Here is a 23,196-nt window from a genome sequence, read left to right on the forward strand (position 1 = left end):
AGGACGGAAAGAAATCTTGTCGGTGTCCTGTGTCATTTCATCCGAATTTGTCAAGGACGATATCCCCTAATTCCATCAGGCGACGGCATAATGAGGCAGCCGGATTTGGGTCAGACGAGGCGGATCATCGCATAGGTGGCGGCGCCCCCGATCGCCATCGCCGGCACCCACCAGCGCAAGATCATGCCGAGCGGGAACAGCCGCGCCACCGGCGAGCCGATGACATGGGCATTGCCAACGATGATGATCGCGCTCGACAGGATCAGCCCCAATGCGAAACCGCCGACGATGGCGCCGGCGCCAAACAGCGGGGTGAAGAAAAAGGCGAAGGCGATCGTCCCGACGGCGACCGACATATTCCCGATGATGTTCCATTTGAGAAAGCCAAGCCCATGGCCGTAGAGATAGAGGACCATCGAGATCATGTTCGTCGACCAGCCGAAGATCAGCAGCCCGGTAAAGACGGCAAACAACTCGGTCGGTTTGCCGAGCATGATATAAGCGACGAGCGGCGACGAAAGGCAGATCAGCACGACGCTCGCCGAAATCAGCTTGATCAGGAAGCCGTTGATCTGCCGGATTTGCCCGATCTGCTTTTCGCGTCCGTCGGACTCGCCGGCGGCGAACATCGGGATCAGCGGGATGGCTCCGGCCGCGATTACCATCCGGACCTGGACGACGACCTTGCTTGCGATTTCATAGACCGCGGTGGGCGCAAGGCCGCCATAGCGATTGAGCAGCAGCCGCGTGAGCGGGTCGCCAAGGAACCCTGCCCACCCCGTCATCTGCACCTTGACCCCATAGGACAGGATTTCCTTCAAACGGTGGAGGCGGAAGCGGCGCGGCAGCCACCCCAGTTCACGAACTTCGTGCCGCAGCAGCATCCGTGCCATGATCGCCAGTGTGAAATATTGGACGATCTGCGCCCATATGAAGCCGAGCAGCCCAAGGGGCGGGATCAAGATCGCGGCAAAAACGATGAATATCGCCTGCGAGGCGATCATCACATAACCGCGCAGGTCCGCGCGTTGCAGGCCGTCGATCGCGCCGGCCAGCGCCAAGCCGATCACGTTGACGAAAAGGGAACCCAGCATCCACGGAAGCAGCGCGCGCGCCTCGGGCAGATTCTCGCTTTCGAAAATCCGCGGCATAAAAAATTCGATCGGGAAATAGGCCAGCAGCGGCAACAGGATATAGGCGAACAGCAGGAAGATCGTCAGCGAATCGATATATTCGGTGATCCCCTGCCCATCGCCGTCCTTGTGCGATCGCGCGACATTGCGCGACAAGACGTGATTGCCCGACGGGTCGAACAGCCTGACGATATTGATCACGGCGAGCAGGACCGACCACAGCCCTATTTTTTCAAGGCCGTGAAAAACGATGACCAGCCGGTAACAGACGAACAGGGCGCCGGCGCCCACAATCGCCTGCGCCGCCGCTAACATCGCATTGCGGCGGATTCCCAGCGCGACGAAACGGTCGAACAGCGTTCGGAGGGCGGCGACGGGAGCCATGCGGAGCGAGCCCTGCCCCTCCCCACTCAGACTTGTTGGCCGTATGCGGTGTGGATCGTCCGCCGCGGCGCGGACGCGCACCGTGACGCGACTACGTCTGGATCACGGACATAAAGCGTATTGCCATGCGTGTTGAAGGTGGGGAGTACGGTCAGCGTGCGATCGCGCGGGTTGTAGGCGACGGGCGTGTAGCCATGCTTCACCAGCTCCGCATGCACCGCCTCGTCCGCGATATCATAAGCGCGCCCGTTGCCGTTCAGCTCGATCAGAATCGCCTGGACGTTGCCCGACGACAGAACCGATGCCGCGCCCTGCAGGACATACAGCTCGAAACCTTCGACATCGATTTTCAACATCATGCTGCGATCGTTGGAGAGTTCGCTGTCCAGCGTCGTCACCGCGACCTCCTGCCCTTCGGCATCGGCCTCGACCGCCCCCGCAACGACCTGGTTCATCGCGCCCTTGCCGCCGGTAAAACGGAGCGTGCCCGGCTCGCGGCCGACCCCCTTGTTGTTGGCGATAACCCGATCTTGCGTGCCGTTCAGCGCGATTTGGGCCTGCAGGCCTTCGAAAGTCGACGGCACGGGTTCGAAACAGACGACGTCAGCGCCGATCACCTTGCTCGCAATGATCGTGAACACCCCCATATTCGCACCGACATCGACGAATAGGTCTTCGGGGCGCAGCGCGTGCAGCACGAACGCCATATCTTCATATTCCATCAGCCCCGAATAGAGGTTGCCGGTCAGCGTCGTCTGGCCGTGGCGGACCAGTAGGCTGGACTCGTCGATCCAGGGGATGACCCGCGGGCGGCGATCGACGCGCGCGCCGACCTGCCAGCGCACGAATTTCGTGATCGCCTGGATGCTGCGCCCCCTGTTCAGAGGCGCTTCCACAATAGACCGGACGATATGAAATGGGTTTGCCACGATGCTTCCTTCGAAAACGCCCAGTCAGGCGCAAAAACATGAATCTGTTCAGGCCGCAGCGAATTTTCGCACGCCCTCGACAATCCGGCCGGCGTGAGCCTCCGCCCCATAGCGCTCGAACGCCAGTTTCCGTGCAGCCTCGCCGATCCTCTTCGTCTCGGCGGGATCGGCGACAAGGCGGGCAAGGCAATCGGCAAGGTCGACGGCATCGTCATCCTTGAAAAAACAGCCGGTTGTCCCTTCGATCACCGCCTCCCATTCGGTGCCGTGCCGCTCGATATCGTCCGAAATAACCGGCACGACACCATAGGCCATGGGGTGAATGATCGGCAACCCCGCCTCGGGAATGATAGCCGCCTGCGCGATCGCCATATGGTTCGCGATCTGCTGTTCGTCATAGATCGCACCCCGGAAGTGGATCCGGTCCGCAAGGCCGTAGTCGCGGCTAACCTGTTCGAGCCGCGCGCGATCCTCGCCGTCGCCGATGAAAAGCAGGTGCGCGTCGATGCCCCTCGTCCGCAGCATGCCGATGGCCTCGATCGCGACGGGCAGCCGCTTGCGTGCGACAAGGCGCCCGATGAAAATGAAGACGGGCGTCGCCGCACCGATCCCCATGTCGTCCCGAAGCGCCGCGATGTCGACGGGATCTATCCGGGCGGCCGCCTCGCGCTGGCCCGCCAGGTCCAGCGAGTTGTAGATGACGTGCATTCGCCGGGCGTCAATGCCGCTCTCGGCCAGCAATCGCGCCGGGTAATCGCCATAGAGAAGCAAGCCCTTCGCGCGGCCGAAGAAGAATTTGCGCAGCCGCCACTTCAAACCGGTCTCGCGGCGCTGGAGCCCGATCGTCCATGCGATCACGGGCGTGCCGGTCAGCCGACCCCACAGCATCAGCAGCCAGCTCGTCAGTTCGTAAGGACCGCCCTGCACGACAATGGCATCCGGTCGCATTGCCCGCGCGATCGAAAGTGCACCCGGCTGGAAGGACGCGCGCTGGCCATTCGGGAGCCTCCAATATCGTATCGGTGTCTCGCGGATATTAAGTTCATCGAAGAATATATCATCGGCGAGCTTCAGCTTATCAGGCGACGAGCGTCCGCTTACGACCGTGACCTCGTCCGCGCTGCCGCATGCGAGCGAACGGAACATCGCAGCGCGATAGGTCGGGATTACGTTCTGGAAAAGCAGGATGCGCATCGTCAATCAACGCGTCCTTGCCGGATTGCGCGGGTGGGCTTCGCGCGACCCTAGGTAATATGTGAGGATCGCAGACGCAGCGATCGCCGGCATCGATAGAAAGAAATAGCGCGCCCCGAATGCCGCGAGGCCGCCCCAGAGAAAGGTTATGAAATTGGCGTCGAACAGCGCCAACGGCATGACGAAGCCGCCCGAGATTTTCGCGAACAATCGCCGAAGACATACGAAAGCCACGATCGCCAGCGCCAGGCTCGGCAACCACCAGCCGCCCATGAAATAAAGATGCTCGCCAACGACGCCGAGTGCGATCGAATGGCCTTCGCCGAAGCCCGACCGCCCCATGTAGAAATCGACGAAGCTCGCGCCCACCGCTACGGGCTTTTCGGGCCATAATTGCCGCGGCATCCAGTTGAAGAAAAAGAGCATGAACTGGCTGCTCATATCGGACGGCAAGGCGAACGATTGTTTCGAATTCCAGAGTTCGTCGGCCAGCAACAGCCCGCTGGTCGTCGAATCGCTGAGCACCGAATGATAATCGCCTTGGAATCCGAAGCGAAACAGGTTGCCGCCCAGCACCACCAGCAAGGAAACGCCGATCAGCGGAACGGGGCGGTATTTAAGCAGCCCGTATGATATCAACAAAACATAGATCGGGACCGTCAGCATCCCGATATAAATTCGGCCAAAGCCTGTCCAAATGAATGTGACATAGATCACCAACATCGCGAACAAACCGGCCATGAGGCGAAATATCCGGTACGGCTCCCCTTGCCGGAACGCGAGCTCGCAAATGAAAATATTCAGCGAGAAGCATAAGAAAAAGATGATCGTTACCGGGCCCGCGTCGGTAATATTCTCCCGATTGACGATACCGCCTGCCACCGAAATCACGGCGACCGCATAGAAGAGAATTTCGAGTATCGTCAGCAAGGTTGGCGACAGCTTCCCGAGATCGCTGGTTCGCCGCTGCTCACGGTCATCCCTTCCGGCCCAGCGCAAGACCAGGGCCGCGACGATAAGCGACAGAGGTGCGAGCGTAAGTTCGATCTCTTGCCCGTATAGGATGAAGAAACCCATCGGAACAAAATAGAAACTGAATATTCCGAGGATCCCGGCGATATGCAGCGTCATGTTTCGCGTCGTCACCTTGGGGTCGACAATCAGGAAGAACAGGCAGAAGGCGAAGAGCAAAGGCATGTACACGATGGGCGGCATGCCGGGAAATTCGTAGCAACAGACTGTGAAAATAACGAGGCCGAGCATCCACGCCCAGAAGGATAGGCCCTCTGGCGTATTTTTTGCTTTTCGAGGTGCGCGCGGCCCGGCCGGCAAACGTCGCGGCGCGGTCATCGGCAATTCCCTCTACATTCCGCTCGTGGGGAAGGGCCGAACGAAAGCTTCAAGAGCTCACGTCCGCCGTGCTGGGCCAAAAAGGAGAGCACGGCGTCGATCGATTTGGAGTTTTGGTTGATCGGAAATGCCATCTGGAAATTGGGATAATCTTGAAACGGGCCAAAGACGCGCGCGCGCGCCATCGCCGCGAAGGTCGATCGCCAACTAGCACGCGCCCGTCGGTCAGGCACTTGAAAACTCTCCCCACCCACGATCGGGACAACGGGCTGCCCCGAACCGGACACTGATGGCCGTGTCTGGGCCACACGCGGAATACCGTCCACCGCTATTTCCGATAATGGTCGCGGAACCACGCGACGAATTCCGCGATCCCCACCTGCAGCGCCGTCTGCGGTCGATAGCCGGTCAGTCGCTCGAGCAGCGAGGAATCGGCCCAGGTCGCCGGAACGTCGCCCTTTTGCATCGGCATATAGTTGCGAATGGCGGCTATCCCCAATTCCTTTTCGATCGCGTCGACGAAGTCGAGCAGGCGGACCTTTTCCGAATTGCCGATGTTGACGACCCTGAACGGCGCGGTCGCCGAGAGGCTGTCGCCGGCGTCGATATCTTCGCGGCTCGCCGGGCGTTCGGGCCGCGTGTCGATCAACAGCCGGATCGCCCGGACGAGGTCGGTGACGTGCGTGAAATCGCGGTACATGTCGCCATGATTATAGATGTCGATCGGCTTGCCATCGAGGATCGCGTCGACGAACTTGAACAGCGCAAGGTCGGGCCGTCCCCAGCTGCCATAGACCGTGAAGAAACGGAACATCGTCGTCGGGATGTTCCAGAGATGGGCATAGCTGTGCGCCATGCATTCATTCGCCTTCTTCGTTGCGGCATAGATGGTCAGCTGCTCGTCCGCCTTGTCCATTTCGGTGAACGGCATCGCGTCGTTCCCGCCATAGACCGAAGATGTCGATGCCATCAGCAGGTGGGAGACGTCCAGTTTGCGGGCCGCTTCCATCACTTGAAAGGTTCCGACGATGTTGCTGTCGATATAGGCGCGCGGACTTTCCAGGCTGTAGCGCACGCCTGCCTGCGCGGCGAGATGGACGATCACATCGGGGGCGAATGCCGCCGCGACCCGGCCAAACGCGTCGCCATCTTCCAGCATCGCCTCGGTTGCCGAATAATTCTGATTCTGCAACAATATCTGGTGGCGCCGGCGCTTCAGGTTGACGTCATAATAATCGGTCATACCGTCGAACCCGTGTACGACCATGCCTTCGGCAAGGAGCAGTCGCGCGAGGTGGAAGCCGATGAAGCCGGCCGCGCCCGTGATCAGAACCCGCTGCGGGTCGGCGGCAACGGATTGATCGTGATCGGATGTCATCGGGTTTTCCTAACTAAACCTGTGAGGGACGGTCAGGACCCTTCCGCGCGGGGCGCGACGGCGCCCGCCAGCGAAACCCGGTCCAGATAGGCGTCGAGACCCACGCCGCCGTCGGGAACACGTGCATCGATCGAGAACCAGTACCACTGGCAGTCGGAGGCGGGGACGGTCCAGTCCGCGTCACTCTGTCCGGCCGTGAGCGGGATGGGCGCAGGTGACGCCACCTGAACGCGCGGATCCGCACACCGCAACCCCGCGGCGATGGTGCCGGGTTCGAATGGCGTCGCGCTCGAAATCGCCCAGGACAGTTTATAGTTTCCGGGCGCCAGACGCAGGATTTGCCGGGCGGCGGCCCCGCTCGCGCCGCCGATCGCGGAAACGGTCATCTGCTTGTTCTTGGCGTCAATCGACGCGCCCAGATTGCCTTCTGCCGAAAGCTCCCAATCGAACGGCGCGAGGAGGGGCGCCGCCGCGAAATCGCCATTTTGCAACAGCGCGCCGCCTTGCGAACCGCGCAACCCGAGATCGCGCGCCAGCGCATGGGCTTCGGCGAATTTGCCGACCCGGACAAGCCGCGCGAGCAAGGTCTGGTCGGTCAGCGAAACGGCAGTCTGGCGATACGGCGGGCGCGCAACTGCGCCGCGCAGGCTGGCGGCATTGACCCAGCTATTCGGACGCCCAACGACCAGGGTCCAATAATAGTCAGCCCATCGCGGTTTCGCGCCGAGGATGGGCGTAAGGGCGGCCACCGCCCCCGGCTTGGCCGTCGCCTCGGCCATCGCCGCGCCATAAACCCGCCGCGCCTCGACCCCCGTTAGCATCAACCTCGACAACCAGGTGAAAAAGGCCGTGTCGTCGTTGCGCGCGGCCGCCAGCTTTATCATTTCGTTGCTGACCAGCACGCTCCGCCGACTGAGCAGGCTCGCATTTTCAAGCAGCGACTGGCGCCGCGCCGCGTCCTTCGGGTCCGTCATCGCCATCGCGACAATGCCAAGCGCGGCCGGCGACAGCGGCTCGGCGCGATAACCCTGCAACGCCAGGGCGCGTTCGGTCGGGTCGATGCGCGCGGCGGGATCCCGCGCGGTTCGCGCCGCGAAGGAGCGGAACGCCAGTTCGGCGCGCGCCACGCCATCAAAGGGGGTCGGAACGGCAAGCGATTTCGCCGGCGCCCGCGCTTCGCTGGCGATCGCATAGCTCCACAGACCAGCGACAGCCGCCAAAGCCAGCGCCGCCAGCCAGCCCAATGTACGCGTAAAGACCATCAATTCGTCCCGGAATAGCCGTTATCGAGCCAAGGCTCAGCCATCGTTTCGCTTCGCGTCGTCGCCATAGCTGTAGCCGTAACCGTAACCATAGCCATAGCCATAGGCGCTGTTCTTGACCCCAACCTTCGTCACAATCGCGCCAAACAGCTTCGCGCCCGATTTCTGGAGCCGCGACAGCGCGGTCCCGATCACGCGCCGCTTGGTCGAATTCGCCTCGATCGTGAACAAGACACCTTCGACGCGCCGCGCGATCAACGGGGCGTCGGCAAGGCCCAGCAACGGTGGCGAGTCGATCAGCACATGGTCGAAGCGCTTCAGTAGCATCGCTACGAGCGTGTCGAGACGGTCGCTGCCTAGCAACTCGGCCGCGTTGGGCGGGGTCTTGCCAGCGGTGATGATCGAGAAACCGAACTTCGGCAACTCGGAGATCATGCCCTCCAGATTGTCGTCGCCCGACAGATAGTGGCTGAGCCCGAGCGAGTTGGGGATGTGAAGATATTGGTTCTGCGACGGATTGCGAATGTCGGCATCGACAAGGATCACAGATTTGCCGGATGCCGCCAGAACGGTCGCGAGGCACAGCGACGAATTGCTCTTGCCTTCCTTCGGCTGCGAAGACGTCAGCATGATCGATCGCGGCGCCCCATGCGCGGTCAAGAACGACAGGTTAGTCATCAGCGAGAAATAGGCTTCATAGGCTGCCGATTTCTTGTCGGTGATGACATCGGCCAGCGGCTGGCCGATCACTTCGGGAATCGCCCCCAGCAACGGCAGGCCGAAACGCGTCTCGACATCGTGCGGATCGCGGATCGAGCTATCCATCTTCTCCAGCACGAAGATCAGGCCCGACGCCAACGCGATACCGGCGATCAACGACAGCACGACGTTCAATGGCAGGTTGGGGCTCGAGGGGCCGGAGGGCGCCTCTGCGGCATCGACGACCGAAATATTGTTCGTCCCCACCCCCGCGACGCCGATTTCCTTGTAGCGCTGCAAAAGGCCGTCGTAGAGTTGCCGGTTGGAATCGACCTCGCGCTGGAGAATCGTCATCTCGATCGACTGGCGCTGCTGCGAATTATATTTCTGGGTCAGCTCGTCGAGTTCGGCCTGGAGCTGCTTCTCCCGGCTGACCGCAGCGGCATAGGCGTCGCGATTGATCTGCGATGAACGGCCGGTTTCGCGCGCAATGCTGCGGTCGAGATCGGCGATCTGCGCGCGAAGCTGGACGACGGCGGGATAATCGTCCTCGAAGGTCGTGCGCTGCTGGGCCATCTGCGCTTCCAGTTCGGCGCGCCGTTCGCGCAGGCTGCTGACCGTCTGCGCGTTCACCGCGGCGCTTCCGATCGATGCGCTCGCAAGTTCGGATTCGGCCGCGATGCGCGCTTCGCGCGCTTTCGCTAGTGCCTCGCCGATATTGGCGATATCCGCGCCGACCAGCGTTTCGGACTGGGTGCGGCCATTGGCGTCCGTCTGCGACGAAATCGTCACAATGCCCTTGCTGGTGCCGTAATTGATCAGCGCCCGTTCGGACGATTCCAGATTTTGCCGCAGCGTTTCGAGCCGTCCTTCAAGATATTTCCTGGCGTCGGAGGTCGCAGCGAAGCGACGATCGATACTCGTCAGAAGGAATTGTTGACCCCAAAGATTGGCCAGCTTTGCCGATAATTTGGGCGACGGCGTGGAAAAGCTCACGTCGACCAGACTAGAATTTCGCACCGGCGACACCGCCAGCCGTTCGAGTATGATATCCGTAGCGCGATTGGTGAGCCCCTGCCGCTCGGCGCTGGTCATCGACGCGTCGGGATTGTCGAGCTTGAACGCGCTCAGAAAATCCTTGTCGGCAGTCAAATTGCCCGCGCGCACGACGCGCTCGGCAAGCGACTTGGATTCGAGCAGCGAATATTGGGTGTTGTAGAACGAGACCTCATTGACCAGGGCCTTGTCGCGCTGCCCCTCCACCGAGGTCGCAACCGGTGCATCGGGCAGGATCTCAAGGCGGACCGTCGAGGAATATTGCGGCGTCGCGAGAAACGTCGCGACAAGCCCCAGCAGGACACAACCGGCAATCACGCCCAGCGCCAGGTTCCGATGGTTCAGGACCGCCGACCAGACCTGTTCGAGGATCGGCAGGCCCGGACGGGCCTCTTGTTCGCCATAGCCGTCATCGACCGACAGCGCTTGTTCGGTCGGCAAAAAGCTCGCGGGCTCGTTAATCGATTGGTTCATTACGCGATCAGTCCTGATTAAAACTCACGAGCCAACAAGATCAGCGGCGAAAGGAGCGCCGGCGTAATCGTCAGGATGTCCTTGAACTGGCGGCGCTGCGGCGAATCGCCGACAATCACCACGTCGTTCGGGAAAATTTCGGGATCGGCATAATTGCCGCGGCGGATCGCCTCGAGATTATAGATGCCGACATATTGCTTGCCGCCGACATCGCGAAACACGACCACGTCCTGCAGCTTCGCATATTCGGTCAGGCCGCCCGCCAGCGCGACCGCCCGCATCAAGGTGACGCGGCCGACCACCGGATAGGAACCGGCGCGGTTGACCTGGCCATCGACGGTGACCGACATCGACTGCACCGCAAGTGGGTTGGCCGACGATTTGAAATTGACCGTCACATGGGGGTCGCGGACGTAACGCCCGGCGAGCTTGGCCCGTATTTCCTCCGATATGATCGTGGGTGTCTTCCCGGCCGCGGCGACGGTGCCGATCAACGGAAAGGCAAAATTCCCCTCCCCGTCGGCCATCACGTCGCGCTGCATCTCGGGAACGCCGAAAACCTCGACGCGCAATTCGCTGAACGGCCCGACGAAAGCCGACCGGGTCGATCGCACGACGTCGCCTGCTTCGGGCTTCGGCAGGGCGTCCAGCTTGGTGACAGGTCCGTTGGGCACGCTCGCCACCGGTGGCGGATCCTTGGCGCAACCAGCAAACAGTGAAATTGCAATAATTGCGCAGGCAAGGCGTCGGGTCATAACGGAAATTCGTTCCAATTAACGGGGTTCGCTGGCTATAGCCACAATCGACTCTGCTGCAACCCTAATCCCCGCGCGTCGTCGCGGGCTTCGGGCAACACAACAGGATCAGGATCAAAATCGCAAAGGCCTGTATCGACGGCACGCGTAGCGGATAGTCCACGACGCTGGCGGCGGCGAGCAGGAGGATGATCAGCAGGGCGGACAATCGCACGTCGCCGCGATACCCCTTGATCAGGTTCCGCGTGCCACGCGCCGCAAAGCTCCGGGCGACCCAGAGGATCGCGGCCAACAGGATCAGCACAAAGGGCAACCCGCCCGTGATGACGATCTCGGCCCAGTCGTTGTGGGCATGGTTGTAATAGGCCGGCTGCAACAGCGCATCCGTTTCATATATCTTGTAGGTGTCGGGGAACGATCCGAAGCCGCTGCCCCACAGCCAGAACCGTTCGACCATCGACTGCACGACGGGCCAGGCCTGAACGCGCATGTCGGCCACGGCGTCATTTTCGATCAGACGCGTCAGCCCCGTCGTCCGGTCGGACAGCCACAGCGCCGCGCCGACCACGCCCGCCACGATCAGCGGCGGGGCATAGACGAGCGCCCGGGTCCATCCCGGTGCGGGCACCGCTGCGCGCCGGGATTCCGCGGGACGCGATCGCCAGGCTGCGACCACCGACAGATATCCCGCGGCAAAGGCGACGACGCCCGTGAACAGCCCCGCGCGGGATCCGATCAGCGCCGTCATCGCGGTCAGCAAGACACCGGCAGCAACCAGTCCGGCGCGAACGGTCGTCCGCTTGCGCTTGCGCATCAGTTCGTCGCGCAACAGCATCGCGACGACCACCAATATGCACGCAAGGAATATTGAATGATGATTCCGGTTCGCGAACAGTCCCACCATCGCATCCGAATTGGTGATGCGGTAGAGATAGGCGCCGCTCGATGCGCCCGACAATAATTGGATCACGCCCAGCAGCGCGCTCGCGCAACCAATGCCGACGACCGCGAACAGCAACCGCCGCTGTTCGTCGGCATCGGCCTGTGCGAAAAGGAACAAGGCGGCGAACGGCACTGTCATCGCCAGAACGCTGTTCAGCGTCTGCGACGGCGTGAGCGAAAGGGGGCGCCAGATATCGGCCTGGCCGAGCGTCTTGTCGATCGCCGCGATTGTTTCGCGCCCCGGCAATGCCTGCCACATGTCGGGCGGCAGCGGGACGAGCTGGACGACCATCCACGCGAGCAACGCGACGAGCAGCAGCAAGGGCACCCGGATCCGCCGCCAATCCTCGCGGGTCATGCGCAGCATCGCCCAAAAGCCGAACAATAGCGCCCCGGCCCGCAACAGCGGCAAGGACGCGACATCGCTGCGCGCGCTTCCCCCGGTCAGGAACAGCATGACGAGAAACAACAGGGGTATCCAGCTCGAAGCGGACGAAAATCGGGATGAAAGCTTGGGCAATTTCGACTCTCTGCTCATCTCTGCTCATTCGGCCCCGTGCGTCTCCATCCGAAGGCTTGGGGCCATGCCGCCTATTCCGTCTTTGACTGCCGCGTTAAACCGCTGTTGACGCAGGTCAAGCCGCAGATGCTGCGGCGCTCTCCTCCGCGAACAAATACCAGCGCCGCTGCCCTTCCAGCCCCAGCGCCGAAAGCGTGCCGCTCTGAAACGCCCCGGTATCGATGCCGATTCGATTGGTCTGTTCGTCCGGACGCGCTGTGATCGTATGGCCGTGAACGATCATCTTTCCATGATCCCCCATATCGTCGAGAAATTCGTCGCGAATCCACCTGAGATCGGCAAGCGACTGTTTCTCGAGCGGAACGCCGGGCCGGATACCCGCGTGGACAAAGGCATAGTCACCGATCTCGACGACATCCTCACCGCTGCCCAGATAGGCGACATGTTCGGCGGGAACGATCTGCGGCAGGCGCGCAGCGACCTCCTCGAAGCTCGCTTCGCTCAGGCTCTGGTCGTCGCGCCAATAGCTGCGCACGGTCGCCTCGCCGCCAATCCGCATGAAATAGCGGAGGCGCCGCACATCGCCGGTCAGCGCCGCCAGGAAACATTCCTCATGGTTGCCGATCAGCAGCCGCGTATCGGCGAATTCGTCGCGAAGCCGCATCGCGCGTTCGACCACCTCGGCCGACTGCGGCCCGCGATCGACGAGGTCGCCGAGCAAGATGAGCGTGACGTCCGCGCGCGGCCGCCCCGCGCTGTCGGCACGGATCAGGTCGATGAGCTGGGCGAACAGGTCGTCGCGGCCGTGAATGTCCCCGATGGCATAGACACGACGGCCATCGGGAATGGAAAAGCCACCGAGCGCCGGTTGGACTGGCTGGCTTTTGCGTTTCCAGAACATGCTGAAGGGACCATTTCTATCAATAAAATCGGTGCGGGGTTCGAGCGATGCTGGGGCGCACGCCCTTATCTCCCCCGGTCGAGCGTGGCAATATACGCCGGGCGGGCCCAAGCGTTGCAATATTTATGCGGGCCCTCCGCGCGGACGGGCCGCCGACCTCGCGCCCTTGACCCTCGCCGCAACACCGATCACGATGCGCCATGATCGAACGGCTACACAGATCCATTGTCGAAAAGCCTTGGGGCCGGACCGACATCCCCCCTGTTTTCGGCGATTTCGCCGGTCGCCGCATCGGCGAGATATGGTTCGCTCATCCCGCCGGCGACGTGGCGCCGATCATGGTCAAATTCCTCTTTACGTCGCAGCGGCTGTCGATTCAGGTTCACCCCGCCGATGCGGCGGCGCGCGCCGCCGGTCTCCCCCGTGGCAAGGAGGAATGCTGGCTTATCCTCGACGCGCAGCCGGGCGCCGAACTCGGCGTCGGGCTCGCGCGCGAAAGCAGCCGCGAGCAATTGCGTGCCGCCGCGCTCGACGGCAGCATCGTCGACATGCTCGACTGGCGGCCGTCGCGGGAAAACGACTTCGTCTATAATCGCGCGGGCACGATTCACGCGATCGGCCCTGGCCTGACGGTCGTCGAGGTGCAGCAGAATGTCGATTGCACTTACCGCCTCTACGATTACGGCCGCCCTCGCGAATTGCACCTCGACGAGGGGCTCAAGGTCGCGAACCCGGGTCCGATCCACGATCCGCGCGACACCGCCGTCGATCCGCAGGCCAATCTGATGCTCGTCGACGGTCCGCACTTCCACCTCGCGCAGCTCGCGAGCCCTGTCGATCCGGCAATCATCGAACGGGCGACGGGCGAACTGACCTTCGTCCCGCTCTCGGCCGGCTGCCGCGTCGCGGGCGAAGAGGTCGCGTTCGGCGAAGCGGGACTGCTCGCCGATCCGCGCGCGATCACGATCGAACCCGGCGGCCGCGCGCTTCTCGCCTGGGCCTGACGCCCTCCCCTTGCGGCGCGATGGGCCATCGCCCATATCGCGGATCATGACCAATCCTCATGCGCAAAGTGCCGCGCCCTGGCACGGAACCACCATCCTTTCCGCCCGTAACGAAGACAAGGTCGTCATCATCGGCGATGGGCAGGTGTCGATGGGGCAGACGGTGATGAAGCCCAACGCCCGCAAGGTCCGCCGTCTTCACGACGGCAGCGTCATCGGCGGCTTCGCCGGCGCCACCGCCGATGCCTTCACCCTATTCGAACGGCTCGAAGCGAAGCTTGACCGGCATAACGGCCAGCTGCTCCGCGCCGCCGTCGAACTTGCGAAGGACTGGCGCACCGACAAATATCTCCGCAATCTCGAGGCGATGATGATCGTGGCCGACAAGGAGGTAACGCTCGTCATCACCGGCAACGGCGACGTGCTCGAACCAAGGGGTGGCATTGCCGCGATCGGTTCAGGCGGCAATTTCGCACTGTCCGCCGCGCGCGCGCTTGCCGATTATGAAAAGGACCCAGAGGTGCTGGTAAGGAAGGCGATGGAGGTCGCCGCCGACATCTGCGTCTACACGAACGACCAATTCACCCAAGAAATCATAGAAATCCGGGCATAATCATATGAACAAGGACCTGACTCCCAAAGCGATCGTTGCTGCGCTCGATACGCATATCATCGGCCAGGGCGCCGCCAAGCGCGCGGTTGCCGTCGCGCTGCGCAATCGCTGGCGCCGCCAGCAGCTTTCGCCCGACCTGCGCGACGAGGTAAGCCCCAAGAATATCCTTATGATCGGCCCCACCGGCTGCGGCAAGACCGAGATTTCGCGTCGTCTCGCAAAACTCGCCGACGCCCCTTTCATCAAGGTCGAGGCGACCAAGTTCACCGAGGTGGGCTATGTCGGCCGCGACGTCGAACAGATCGCACGCGACCTTGTCGAGGAAGCCGTCCGGCTCGAAAAGGACCGCCGCCGCGAGTCCGTGCGCGCTGCCGCCGAAGAAGCTGCGATGGAGCGGCTGCTTGACGCGCTGACCGGCAAGGGCGCGAGCGAGGCCACGCGCCAGAGCTTTCGCCAGCGTATCCGCGAAGGCCATCTCGATGACAATGAGGTCGAGATCGAGGTCGCCGACGCGCCGTCGATGCCGTTCGACCTCCCCGGCCAGCCCGGTCAGATGAGCATGATCAACCTCTCCGACATGCTCGGCAAGGCGATGGGCGGCCTTCCGAAGAAGCGCCGCAAGCTGAAGGTCATCGACGCCGCGACGCGGCTGATCGAGGAAGAGCAGGACAAAAGGCTCGACCAGGATGATGTCGCGCGCGTCGCGCTCGCCGATGCCGAGGCGAACGGCATCGTCTTCCTCGACGAAATCGACAAGATCGCGGTCAGCGACGTGCGCGGCGGCTCTGTGAGCCGCGAAGGCGTGCAGCGCGACCTCCTTCCGCTGATCGAGGGCACGACGGTCGCGACCAAATATGGGCCGATGAAGACCGACCATATCCTGTTTATCGCGTCGGGCGCCTTCCATGTCGCAAAACCCAGCGACCTGCTTCCCGAACTCCAAGGTCGCCTTCCCATCCGCGTCGAGCTCGGCGCGCTGTCCGAAGAGGATTTTGTTCGCATTCTCAGCGAGACAAAGGCCGGTCTTCCCGAACAATATGCGGCATTGCTCGGCACCGAGGACGTGACTCTGAACTTCACCGATGACGCCATCGCGCGCGTCGCGAAGCTCGCGGCGGAGGTGAATGAAAAGGTCGAGAATATCGGCGCGCGCCGGCTCCAGACGATTATGGAGCGGCTGGTCGAGGAAATCAGCTTCACCGCCGAGGACGCCGGCGGCACGACGCTCGACATCGACGCCGCCTATGTCGACAGCCAGCTCGCCGATGTCGTCGGCGACACCGACCTCAGCAAATATGTGCTTTGATGGTCATAGGCCGCCTGGACGCTCTCGGCTAGGCGGCCTTTGGAGCATGAATTGAACTGATCGTCGCGGCGCGCGATCGGGGTTCTAATTCTGCCTCCACGGCAACGAAAGAAGAGAATGTACCTTCAGCCGTAAATTCTCCGCCGAAGATAGCCGACCACCGTATCGAGATCATCAAGTTCGCCATTGGTCATAACAGCCAGCGCGGTCCTTCCGCCAAATATTCTGTCCGCGTTTGGCGTGCGCAACCATCCAGCCGCCTGTCCTTCGGGAAAGAGCGCCCGGAGCGAAGCGTAAATCGATAACACGCAGCCGACTCGCACAATCACGTCGACCGGGATCGCGACGGCCTCGTGCGCTCGCACGCGAACCTTCCAATCTGCGAATATCGCAGTGTCGCGGATGCCAAGCAGGGCCATTTGCTCACCGCGGCTCAGATCCCACATTTCGGCGATATTGAGGAATGTGCGCAGCCCCGCTCCGCCGTGTCGGACGGGGTCAACACCCCGCCGCACGAAATAGGCCCGCGCCCTGAGCTGCGCGTCGTTCTGGTCATCGATGCTCATCGGGCTACAACACATCGAAATCGACCGACGAGATCAGCCCCTTTTGGGTCAGCCGGAAAATGGGTCCGCCTGGATCATGGTCGGGCACAAAATGCAGCACGCCATCCAATGAGCAGGGACGATATTCATTGTGCCATACGGGTACGAGACCATCGATTCCTATATCGATGACGACCTTCTTGGGGCCGATACTCGGCCGCGATATCCGGACGATCACAGCATCGCACCGCGCGATCCGCATCGCGTTCGCGGCTCTGGGGCGGTCGTCTTGGTAGGCCGCTGTCGACGGCACGACTAGAAGAAAAGAATCGGGCGCTGAGAGATAGCGCACAAACTCAGGCGGCAGGACGGGAAGCTTGCCATCCAGCTCCAACCCCGCGCTCCGAACAATCGCAAGGGCGGCCATCAGTGTCTCGGCTTCTTCGAGCCGGTCTTTGGCGGTCATATATTTTTTCATCGTCAATTCCTGGCAGCGGCTCCGGCTGGGAAGCCGCTGCTTTCATTTCTTAGTTCCAGCCAAAAGCTGGTGCTTCTTCATTGAGGGGATCAGCCAAGGCTCAAGGCATCGATGTGGTCGACGCCGGTTATCCGCCGGCGGCATCGCCGCTGCGCTGTCGCTCCTGCCATTCGGCCCATTCGGCTGCGATCATCGCTTTGCCAGCATCGGCCGAAAATGGCCGGACGAACGGACCAAAGCCGTAACATTGCAGTTCGCGGGCGGGCGCCATCAGATGGATATGCGGCGGATTAGTGGAGCCGACCGATACGGGCAGATGCATCGCGGCAATCACGGCGACATTGCGCTCGCGGCACAATCGTTCCAGCGCGAAAGCCCGACCATCTTCCCAGGCCCGATGAAGACGATCGGGGTTAGGAAAGCGAAGAGTGATCATCACGAGGAGATCTTTGAGCTTGTTGCACGCCTGCGCTTCGTACTTCTCGCAGAGGTACTTCGGATCGAGGAACTCGTCGTTCGCGTGAGGTGGAAGGAGCACGTCCCAGTGATAGCAGCTTGGCACCCATGGTGCGGCGACATCGACCATCTGCCCCGGGCAGAGGCGCTTGAGGACCGACGTCGGGACGGTCCGGAGAGGGCCGTCCTTGATCTGCCGGCGGATGACGCCGAATATGAAATCCGGATTGTCGCCGCCGGGGACGGGCACAAAGTCGAGGTCGCCCGGCGCCGGGAACTTCTTCATCACCATGACCAGGCTCCAATCCGGTGCGAGGCAAAATGCGCGCTCGCCCGATCGATGCCGGCTTCGCGATCCCACGCATCCGCATAGGGGTGGTGATCCGACAGAAACAATTCACGGCGCATAAGGTGAATCGACGGTCCGCTGCCGAGCGGCACAAGCCAACTGTCGCCGGCCAGACCGCGAAACAAGCGGTAATCGAGAAACCAGCTGAAATCCGCGGGGCCGGGCAAGGCGATGTCGACGCTCAGATCGGCGGGTGATCCGTCGGATCGCCGCAGCAAGATCACTGGATGATCCGTCGCGATGGCGAGGACTTCCATTTCGCTAAGAAACAGCGGGGTCTGGGCCGCGGTGGCGTATAAAATAATCCTTGGCGATTCTAGAATATGGCTTCCGGGCAGCAGCGTTGCCGCCATGCCGTCTGCGGAGCGAGCCGAATTCTGCATGAGCGCCGCGATATGGTGCATGATCTTGCTGTCGGCACGCGTCGCAGCGGGGAGCGGAATACTACCCTTCAGGACCGTGTGAAGCATTGTGCCGGATCCGTCGTGCGGATTCAGCGGGTCGGCTATTGTCGTAAATTGCATGGGAACTGCTCTTGACCTTGAGCCCGAGTGCCGGGGCTCGGTGCGGCAGCCCTCCTTCAGACTTTCATCCTTCCGGCAGGGCCAACCCTGCAACTTCCCCTTCCGTTCACCGCCGTCGCCTCAGGCGATGAAAAAAACACCTGCGCGAGGGCCCTCCGCCATTGGGGCTATCCTTCGATAGACACTCGTGCTTCGAGATCCGAAAGCCGGTCCCGGCAAACGGCGTGTACGGCTTGTCCCAACGCGTCGACATTCGCGCTAAGCCGAAGTAATTCTTCCTCGCTGATACGGTAATGCTTCGAATAGCGGGCCTTAACATAGGCCTCTTTCAGCTTTTCAAACAGCCTACGGTCCTCACGTCGCTCCCGAGGCCAGGCATCGATCAAGCGCATATCTATTCGTTCAGCCTGTGTGCGGAGGAAGGCGAGATTATGAACATGGGGAGTATAGAAAGTGCACACAAGAAGTACGCAGTGATAGAGTGTTTCTGCCGTTTGATGAAGTTCAAACGCTGTCTCCTTTAGATGCCCCTTATCCATCCCAAATCTGGCGAATTCATGCTTTCGCATCGCCGCTGGAAACCATTCTTCGAAATACTCCTTCGCCATCGCCAGCGCCTGCTCGGGAGTCTTCGGCTTCGGAGCATGGAGCTCCTTGTCATCGTAGCTGTAGAGCGCGATGCCGTCCTTCGCGACATCCATGAAAAAATATCGCCCGTGCGCGAGACCGTCGTTCACCTCTTGGAGCGTGTGCACGATGAAATTCACCGGCGTGTGCAGGCTCTTATCGATCGCAAGTTCGCGGATCAGCCGATCATCGAGCTTAAGCCAATAATCGACGCGTTCGGTCAGCCGCTTGTCATTGACGATGATAAGCAAATCGAAGTCGGACCGATATCCCTTTGCAGTATGGGGCTCATCCACCCAACCGCCCCGGGCGTGGCTTCCATAGAGGATGATCTTTTCGATCCGTCCTTTTTTCTTCCACTGCTTTTGAGCGAGCGCCAGTGCATCCTCGAACTCCTCGAAGATGATCTGGACAACGCGCTCCAATTCACGCTGCTTATTCGCAGGAAGGTGATCCAGGTCGGTACGCATGATCTTGTGCACCCTGTCCGGCGCGCTCTTGCTTGGCAAGCATCATCACACTTGGCGTTGCCAAATCCGCCACCATCGCGGCCGCTCCGGCTCCAGGACATCGGCCAGAATTCCAAGTCCCCGACAAAGCGCCGCTTCGACTTCGGAAACGCTGATGCCATGCCAGTGCGCTAGTTCAATGAAGGTCGCGTCTTCAACGAAATGCCCGAGGAATATCGCCCGGTCCAGCGGTGCCATTAGCCATATCGCCTGCTCCAACTGGCGACGGCGGCGACGTTTTCCAAATGCGAACTTGATCATATCTGAATATTCCGGCAGCTGCCCGCAGAGGCCCATTACGGGTTGGTAATTGACGGCTTCGGTGAAGCGGCCAACATCCGCGGAGGCATCGGCGGACGGCGTCCGCTTCCCCCTTCCCTCTTTCACATTTGCAATTCTGCTGCCGGGGGCATCTCTGCTCCCTTACCCCTTACATTCTTCTCCCTCTGGTCGCGCACGCGGCGAAGCGCCCTGGGGCGAGATGGTCTGGTCCGATAGTTAAGAACTTGAGGCTCACGTCGAAAAACACGATTCTGGCTGCGTAGGCGACGAAACTGCAGAATCGATCGCACCTCTGGGCCGTCGATGCGGGGCATTACGACGGTTCTCTTCGCGCGCCCCCATCTGAAGTACTGCCGCTAGCTCCGGCAGGAGAATGACACTGCTCTCTTCGCGCCCTATGCGGTGTTGAACACGGATATTCGACGCCCGCTCAAGCTCGAGGGGTGCGGCAATAGCCGGGAACAGTGCTCCTGAAAGACCCTGCTTCACCTTCCCCTATCGGGGAGCGGGAGTTCCACAACTATCCAGAAAGATCTACGTAGAGCCAAAGTTACGTGGACCATTTCAAAAATATAATTCAACTTCCACAATCTTCTTTAGGCAATTCGTATTAGAACGTAACCCATATCAGTCTAGACAAATCTCGAAATGTGCACTATAAGTTTGCTCAGAAAACGCCGAATCGGTCGCTTTTGGCCGCAAAGGTGATCAGTTAGCTGGGTAATTGACAAATTTATAGAGAAGGCACTTATTCAAATGACCATTTGCAAGGCGCAAGTACGATTCGAGAGCTTATTGGCGATTCGTCATTCGTCACTCCGGTTCACCGAGGGATATCCGATTTGGCAAGCCGGCAACGGGTTCAGGCGCAATGGGCCGTTGATACTCAGCGCCAAGTTCTTGGAGTGATGCTGCATGGCTGATTGTAAGCTCAATTGCACTGATCCGGTGTGCCCCGCGACCGCGCCCGAGCGCATTTATTGCGAAATCAAGCGACTTTTTGTCGATGGTCATTGGACTCCGGGCGAATATTTGACTTTGGGAGAAGTCACTAGTTTGCTCTCATGCAGCCGCACGGTAGCCCGCGACGCTCTGAAGCAGTTGCAGGGCGCAGAAATGGTTTCGCTGGTGCATCGACGAGGCTTTCAGGTGCCGCGAATGAATGAGAGTGGACTGCGCGATCTCTTTGAAGCAAATCGCATTTTGCTCATCGGCGCGATCGCCTCTTCGCCGAGAAATTTACCCGCAATTTTCGCGGATGGGTCATATCAAGATCAAATCTCGAGTACATTTCTTCAACTGGGCAAGCGATCAGGTAATAATGAAATCGCACGCAGGATTTCGGGATATAATGATCACCTCAATAGATTTCGTATTTACGATCATCAATTGTTGAAAGACGTAAAATCAGAAATACATGACATTATAGATGCAGCTAATGATCCGTCTAAACGCGGTGCACTGCGACAACGTATCATTCGCTATCATAACCGACGCATCGCAAAGGTTGCAGCATATATTAGGCTGATGACATTGGATTTTGATCAACGAAGCGCGCTCTAATTTCGTTGGGGAGAGCGATATTTTTCCGTCGGGCAAATTGGGCTGTAGCGAAATACAAATTTCAGCAGCGTTTTGCTTGCCAATTTTCACGGCCGTTGGCATGACGGCAGAGCGCAGCGAGCAAAATGGCAGCGGCTGCGTGGAAGTGCCGTCACGCATTATGAACGCTCGTCCCTGCCGGACGAGTGGCCCGGCCATTAAATTGTCACGGTGCAATTTAAAGAGGGCGAAGCGGGAAAAGACTTGCGGACGGGTGACAACCCGCCTGCTCGCGTTGCCATTTCAGATCAATCCTGTGGCATTTTCTTCATTCAGTCGCGAGCGTTCTGCGCGCGCACTTCTGTCTTCGTCGCCGGATCGGGGCGGGGAGCCGGAAAAGCCGGCCAATGTTTCAACGACAACCCGAGTCCCGAACGAAGGCAGCGCCGCATTGGACAGGGCCTTTCGCGATGATGGCGCCGTCTTGCTACGCTATCTGCGGCGACACGCTGGTCCAGAGGCTGCACCGGATCTGATGCAGGAAGTGTTCTTGCGTGCCGCGGGCAGCGAACAGCGGCATCGCCTCGTCAACCCGGCTGCCTTTCTCCAGCGCATTGCACGAAACCTGCTGATAAATCGCGCAATAAGTAGTCGGCGCAACAAGGTCGTCCTTCTTCCGCTTCAGGATGGTCATGATCTTGCCAGTCCGCCTGAGCAAGGACTCGAAATCGAAGCTACCGATCTGCTCCGGCTCTATGAGCGCGCCGTTTCAGGTCTCAGCGAAAAGACGAGGCGAGTTTTTCTGATGCACCGTGTCGAGGAACTTAGCTATCGCGAGATCCACCAGCGACTGGGTGTCAGCATCGCGACGGTGGAATATCATATGATGAAAGCCTTGGCACATATCGCACAAGTGGTGGATCCAACCGATGAATGACAATGACGAGGCGAAACCGGACGACGACGCTTTCCCGCGAGATGACGCTCTTTCATGGAGCATCAGAATGCGCGGGGACGTGTCGGAATCGCTTCAGGAGGAATTCGAACAATGGTTGGCCGCGTCGCCCGGTCACAGACAGGCTTATAATCGCTACTCTCGCGTAATTGCCCAGGCCGAGATATTGAAGTCCTCCGCCCAGCCCAGCGAGTTAACAGAAACAAAACCTGTCGCACGACCGCGAATACGCTGGCTGATGGTCGGCGCGGCTGCTGCAGCAGTCATCGTGTTTGCGATCACAATCCGCGCCGGGGGCACTCCGATCCCAGCGACGGGTGTCGTTCAGTCTGCCTACGCCGCAGAACCTCTGGTAACTGATCGCGGCGAGATCCGCAGCTTCAAACTGGCAGATGGATCAATGGCGACCCTCGATTCTGACACCAAGGTCGAGGTATCGATATCCCATAACACGCGATATGTCCGCGTGGCGCAAGGCCGGGCGCGGGTGAAGGTTGTCAGTGACGTTCGCCCATTCCGCGTCGAGGCTGGACAGGGCTTCGTGACAACAAACGAAGGCGTCATCGATGTTATGATTAGCGGCGACCGTCAGGTTGTAGTGGAACTGTTCAGCGGAAAGGCCGATCTTGCTTCGGCCTCGCGCGCCGCGGACGCGGCGCCCCGATCGCTCCGGACCGGCACGGCGCTCGTATACAATTTTGATGATCAGCAGATTCATTCTGCCCCGCGTTCCAGCTTCAATTCGGCGAACTGGCCGTCAGGCTGGGCCGAGCACCGTTCGATCCCCTTGAGCCAGCTGGTTTCTGAAGCCAACAGGTATGCATCCGTTCCAATCGTTTTGGACGATCCGAAGATTGGCAATCGTAATGTATCAGGTCGCTTCAAGATCAGTGACACGGAGATGTTCCTGAAACGGATCGCGGACCTGTTTGATCTTACGATTCACGAGCGTCTGGACGGCACCTACCTCCGCAGCAAATAGAATATTTGCCCGCCGCCTAAGGTCGGCCCCTCTATCCTTGTCGAAGC

General features: G+C 60.5%; 22 protein-coding genes. 6 read left to right on the forward strand and 16 right to left on the reverse strand.

Annotated elements, in window-relative coordinates; translation table 11 throughout:
- Positions 1-110: 110 nt before the first annotated feature.
- The 10 genes from ATE71_RS01405 to ATE71_RS01450 form a co-directional block, all read right to left on the reverse strand.
- Positions 111-1,517 carry a lipopolysaccharide biosynthesis protein gene (locus tag ATE71_RS01405; protein WP_058801565.1) on the reverse strand — a complete coding sequence of 469 codons (1,407 nt, stop codon included), beginning with the start codon at positions 1,515-1,517 and terminating at the stop codon, positions 111-113.
- Positions 1,518-1,543: 26 nt separating this feature from the next.
- Complete coding sequence (locus ATE71_RS01410; RefSeq protein WP_058801567.1) at positions 1,544-2,413, reverse strand: FkbM family methyltransferase; 870 nt, start codon at positions 2,411-2,413, stop codon at positions 1,544-1,546.
- Between the two features lie 81 nt (positions 2,414-2,494).
- The gene (locus ATE71_RS01415) at positions 2,495-3,640 is read right to left on the reverse strand and encodes a glycosyltransferase family 4 protein (protein WP_235587864.1); all 1,146 of its coding nucleotides are present in this window, start codon (positions 3,638-3,640) and stop codon (positions 2,495-2,497) included.
- Positions 3,641-3,646: 6 nt separating this feature from the next.
- Positions 3,647-4,837 carry a hypothetical protein gene (locus ATE71_RS01420; RefSeq protein ID WP_152998585.1) on the reverse strand — a complete coding sequence of 397 codons (1,191 nt, stop codon included), beginning with the start codon at positions 4,835-4,837 and terminating at the stop codon, positions 3,647-3,649.
- A gap of 481 nt (positions 4,838-5,318) precedes the next feature.
- Positions 5,319-6,368, reverse strand: a complete 1,050-nt coding sequence (locus ATE71_RS01425; protein ID WP_058801575.1) for an NAD-dependent epimerase/dehydratase family protein — start codon at positions 6,366-6,368, stop codon at positions 5,319-5,321.
- A gap of 32 nt (positions 6,369-6,400) precedes the next feature.
- Complete coding sequence (locus ATE71_RS01430; protein WP_152998586.1) at positions 6,401-7,630, reverse strand: hypothetical protein; 1,230 nt, start codon at positions 7,628-7,630, stop codon at positions 6,401-6,403.
- Between the two features lie 36 nt (positions 7,631-7,666).
- The gene (locus ATE71_RS01435; RefSeq protein WP_058801579.1) at positions 7,667-9,859 is read right to left on the reverse strand and encodes a GumC family protein; all 2,193 of its coding nucleotides are present in this window, start codon (positions 9,857-9,859) and stop codon (positions 7,667-7,669) included.
- Positions 9,860-9,876: 17 nt separating this feature from the next.
- Complete coding sequence (locus ATE71_RS01440; RefSeq protein WP_058801580.1) at positions 9,877-10,542, reverse strand: polysaccharide biosynthesis/export family protein; 666 nt, start codon at positions 10,540-10,542, stop codon at positions 9,877-9,879.
- Between the two features lie 136 nt (positions 10,543-10,678).
- A complete protein-coding gene (locus tag ATE71_RS01445) occupies positions 10,679-12,025 on the reverse strand; it encodes an O-antigen ligase family protein (protein WP_058801582.1) in 1,347 nt (448 codons plus the stop codon).
- Between the two features lie 166 nt (positions 12,026-12,191).
- Entirely contained in the window at positions 12,192-12,977 is a 786-nt protein-coding gene (locus ATE71_RS01450) for a metallophosphoesterase family protein (RefSeq protein WP_058801583.1), read from the reverse strand.
- 200 nt (positions 12,978-13,177) lie between these two features.
- Here ATE71_RS01450 and ATE71_RS01455 point away from each other — a divergent pair, with 200 nt between their 5' ends.
- From ATE71_RS01455 to hslU, 3 genes are read left to right on the forward strand one after another with little or no spacing between them, the layout of a single operon-like run.
- Positions 13,178-13,981, forward strand: a complete 804-nt coding sequence (locus ATE71_RS01455) for a class I mannose-6-phosphate isomerase (RefSeq protein ID WP_058801585.1) — start codon at positions 13,178-13,180, stop codon at positions 13,979-13,981.
- A 46-nt stretch (positions 13,982-14,027) separates the two neighbouring features.
- Positions 14,028-14,594 carry an ATP-dependent protease subunit HslV gene (gene hslV / locus ATE71_RS01460; protein WP_058801587.1) on the forward strand — a complete coding sequence of 189 codons (567 nt, stop codon included), beginning with the start codon at positions 14,028-14,030 and terminating at the stop codon, positions 14,592-14,594.
- A 4-nt stretch (positions 14,595-14,598) separates the two neighbouring features.
- A complete protein-coding gene (gene hslU / locus ATE71_RS01465; protein WP_058801588.1) occupies positions 14,599-15,900 on the forward strand; it encodes an ATP-dependent protease ATPase subunit HslU in 1,302 nt (433 codons plus the stop codon).
- 125 nt (positions 15,901-16,025) lie between these two features.
- Here the strand turns inward: hslU and ATE71_RS01470 are convergent, their stop codons facing one another.
- The 6 genes from ATE71_RS01470 to ATE71_RS01495 form a co-directional block, all read right to left on the reverse strand.
- Complete coding sequence (locus ATE71_RS01470; protein WP_058801589.1) at positions 16,026-16,466, reverse strand: antitoxin Xre/MbcA/ParS toxin-binding domain-containing protein; 441 nt, start codon at positions 16,464-16,466, stop codon at positions 16,026-16,028.
- A 4-nt stretch (positions 16,467-16,470) separates the two neighbouring features.
- On the reverse strand, positions 16,471-16,923 hold the full coding sequence (locus ATE71_RS01475; protein ID WP_058801590.1) for a hypothetical protein: 453 nt from the start codon (positions 16,921-16,923) through the stop codon (positions 16,471-16,473).
- A gap of 127 nt (positions 16,924-17,050) precedes the next feature.
- Positions 17,051-17,665 carry a hypothetical protein gene (locus ATE71_RS01480; protein WP_152998587.1) on the reverse strand — a complete coding sequence of 205 codons (615 nt, stop codon included), beginning with the start codon at positions 17,663-17,665 and terminating at the stop codon, positions 17,051-17,053.
- Entirely contained in the window at positions 17,665-18,132 is a 468-nt protein-coding gene (locus tag ATE71_RS01485) for a hypothetical protein (protein WP_152998588.1), read from the reverse strand. Before ATE71_RS01485 ends, ATE71_RS01480 begins: the two co-directional genes overlap by 1 nt.
- 287 nt (positions 18,133-18,419) lie before the next feature.
- Positions 18,420-19,349, reverse strand: a complete 930-nt coding sequence (locus ATE71_RS01490) for a nucleotidyltransferase and HEPN domain-containing protein (RefSeq protein WP_058801653.1) — start codon at positions 19,347-19,349, stop codon at positions 18,420-18,422.
- Between the two features lie 45 nt (positions 19,350-19,394).
- The gene (locus ATE71_RS01495; protein ID WP_152998589.1) at positions 19,395-19,649 is read right to left on the reverse strand and encodes a hypothetical protein; all 255 of its coding nucleotides are present in this window, start codon (positions 19,647-19,649) and stop codon (positions 19,395-19,397) included.
- 936 nt (positions 19,650-20,585) lie between these two features.
- Here ATE71_RS01495 and ATE71_RS21540 point away from each other — a divergent pair.
- From ATE71_RS21540 to ATE71_RS01505, 3 genes are read left to right on the forward strand one after another with little or no spacing between them, the layout of a single operon-like run.
- A complete protein-coding gene (locus ATE71_RS21540; protein WP_082665013.1) occupies positions 20,586-21,233 on the forward strand; it encodes a GntR family transcriptional regulator in 648 nt (215 codons plus the stop codon).
- Complete coding sequence (locus tag ATE71_RS21545; protein ID WP_235587857.1) at positions 21,211-22,149, forward strand: RNA polymerase sigma factor; 939 nt, start codon at positions 21,211-21,213, stop codon at positions 22,147-22,149. The genes ATE71_RS21540 and ATE71_RS21545 overlap by 23 nt, the downstream gene beginning before the upstream one ends.
- A complete protein-coding gene (locus ATE71_RS01505; protein ID WP_058801594.1) occupies positions 22,142-23,149 on the forward strand; it encodes a FecR family protein in 1,008 nt (335 codons plus the stop codon). Before ATE71_RS21545 ends, ATE71_RS01505 begins: the two co-directional genes overlap by 8 nt.
- The last annotated feature ends 47 nt before the right edge of the window (positions 23,150-23,196 follow it).

Origin of the sequence: Sphingopyxis sp. H115 (assembly GCF_001468465.1) — a bacterium.
Lineage (GTDB): Bacteria > Pseudomonadota > Alphaproteobacteria > Sphingomonadales > Sphingomonadaceae > Sphingopyxis.

Bases quoted from the DNA above. Each gene is read 5' to 3' on its own strand.
- ATE71_RS01505 (WP_058801594.1), top strand. From the start codon at position 22,142: ATGAATGACAATGACGAGGCGAAACCGGACGACGACGCTTTCCCGCGA.
- ATE71_RS01430 (WP_152998586.1), bottom strand. From the start codon at position 7,630: ATGGTCTTTACGCGTACATTGGGCTGGCTGGCGGCGCTGGCTTTGGCG.
- ATE71_RS01475 (WP_058801590.1), bottom strand. From the start codon at position 16,923: ATGAAAAAATATATGACCGCCAAAGACCGGCTCGAAGAAGCCGAGACA.
- ATE71_RS01405 (WP_058801565.1), bottom strand. From the start codon at position 1,517: ATGGCTCCCGTCGCCGCCCTCCGAACGCTGTTCGACCGTTTCGTCGCG.
- hslU (WP_058801588.1), top strand. From the start codon at position 14,599: ATGAACAAGGACCTGACTCCCAAAGCGATCGTTGCTGCGCTCGATACG.
- ATE71_RS01470 (WP_058801589.1), bottom strand. From the start codon at position 16,466: ATGAGCATCGATGACCAGAACGACGCGCAGCTCAGGGCGCGGGCCTAT.
- ATE71_RS01455 (WP_058801585.1), top strand. From the start codon at position 13,178: ATGATCGAACGGCTACACAGATCCATTGTCGAAAAGCCTTGGGGCCGG.
- ATE71_RS01450 (WP_058801583.1), bottom strand. From the start codon at position 12,977: ATGTTCTGGAAACGCAAAAGCCAGCCAGTCCAACCGGCGCTCGGTGGC.
- ATE71_RS01415 (WP_235587864.1), bottom strand. From the start codon at position 3,640: ATGCGCATCCTGCTTTTCCAGAACGTAATCCCGACCTATCGCGCTGCG.
- ATE71_RS01420 (WP_152998585.1), bottom strand. From the start codon at position 4,837: ATGCCTTTGCTCTTCGCCTTCTGCCTGTTCTTCCTGATTGTCGACCCC.
- ATE71_RS01495 (WP_152998589.1), bottom strand. From the start codon at position 19,649: ATGATCAAGTTCGCATTTGGAAAACGTCGCCGCCGTCGCCAGTTGGAG.
- hslV (WP_058801587.1), top strand. From the start codon at position 14,028: ATGACCAATCCTCATGCGCAAAGTGCCGCGCCCTGGCACGGAACCACC.
- ATE71_RS01435 (WP_058801579.1), bottom strand. From the start codon at position 9,859: ATGAACCAATCGATTAACGAGCCCGCGAGCTTTTTGCCGACCGAACAA.
- ATE71_RS21540 (WP_082665013.1), top strand. From the start codon at position 20,586: ATGGCTGATTGTAAGCTCAATTGCACTGATCCGGTGTGCCCCGCGACC.
- ATE71_RS01480 (WP_152998587.1), bottom strand. From the start codon at position 17,665: ATGAAGAAGTTCCCGGCGCCGGGCGACCTCGACTTTGTGCCCGTCCCC.
- ATE71_RS01485 (WP_152998588.1), bottom strand. From the start codon at position 18,132: ATGCACCATATCGCGGCGCTCATGCAGAATTCGGCTCGCTCCGCAGAC.
- ATE71_RS01490 (WP_058801653.1), bottom strand. From the start codon at position 19,349: ATGCGTACCGACCTGGATCACCTTCCTGCGAATAAGCAGCGTGAATTG.
- ATE71_RS01425 (WP_058801575.1), bottom strand. From the start codon at position 6,368: ATGACATCCGATCACGATCAATCCGTTGCCGCCGACCCGCAGCGGGTT.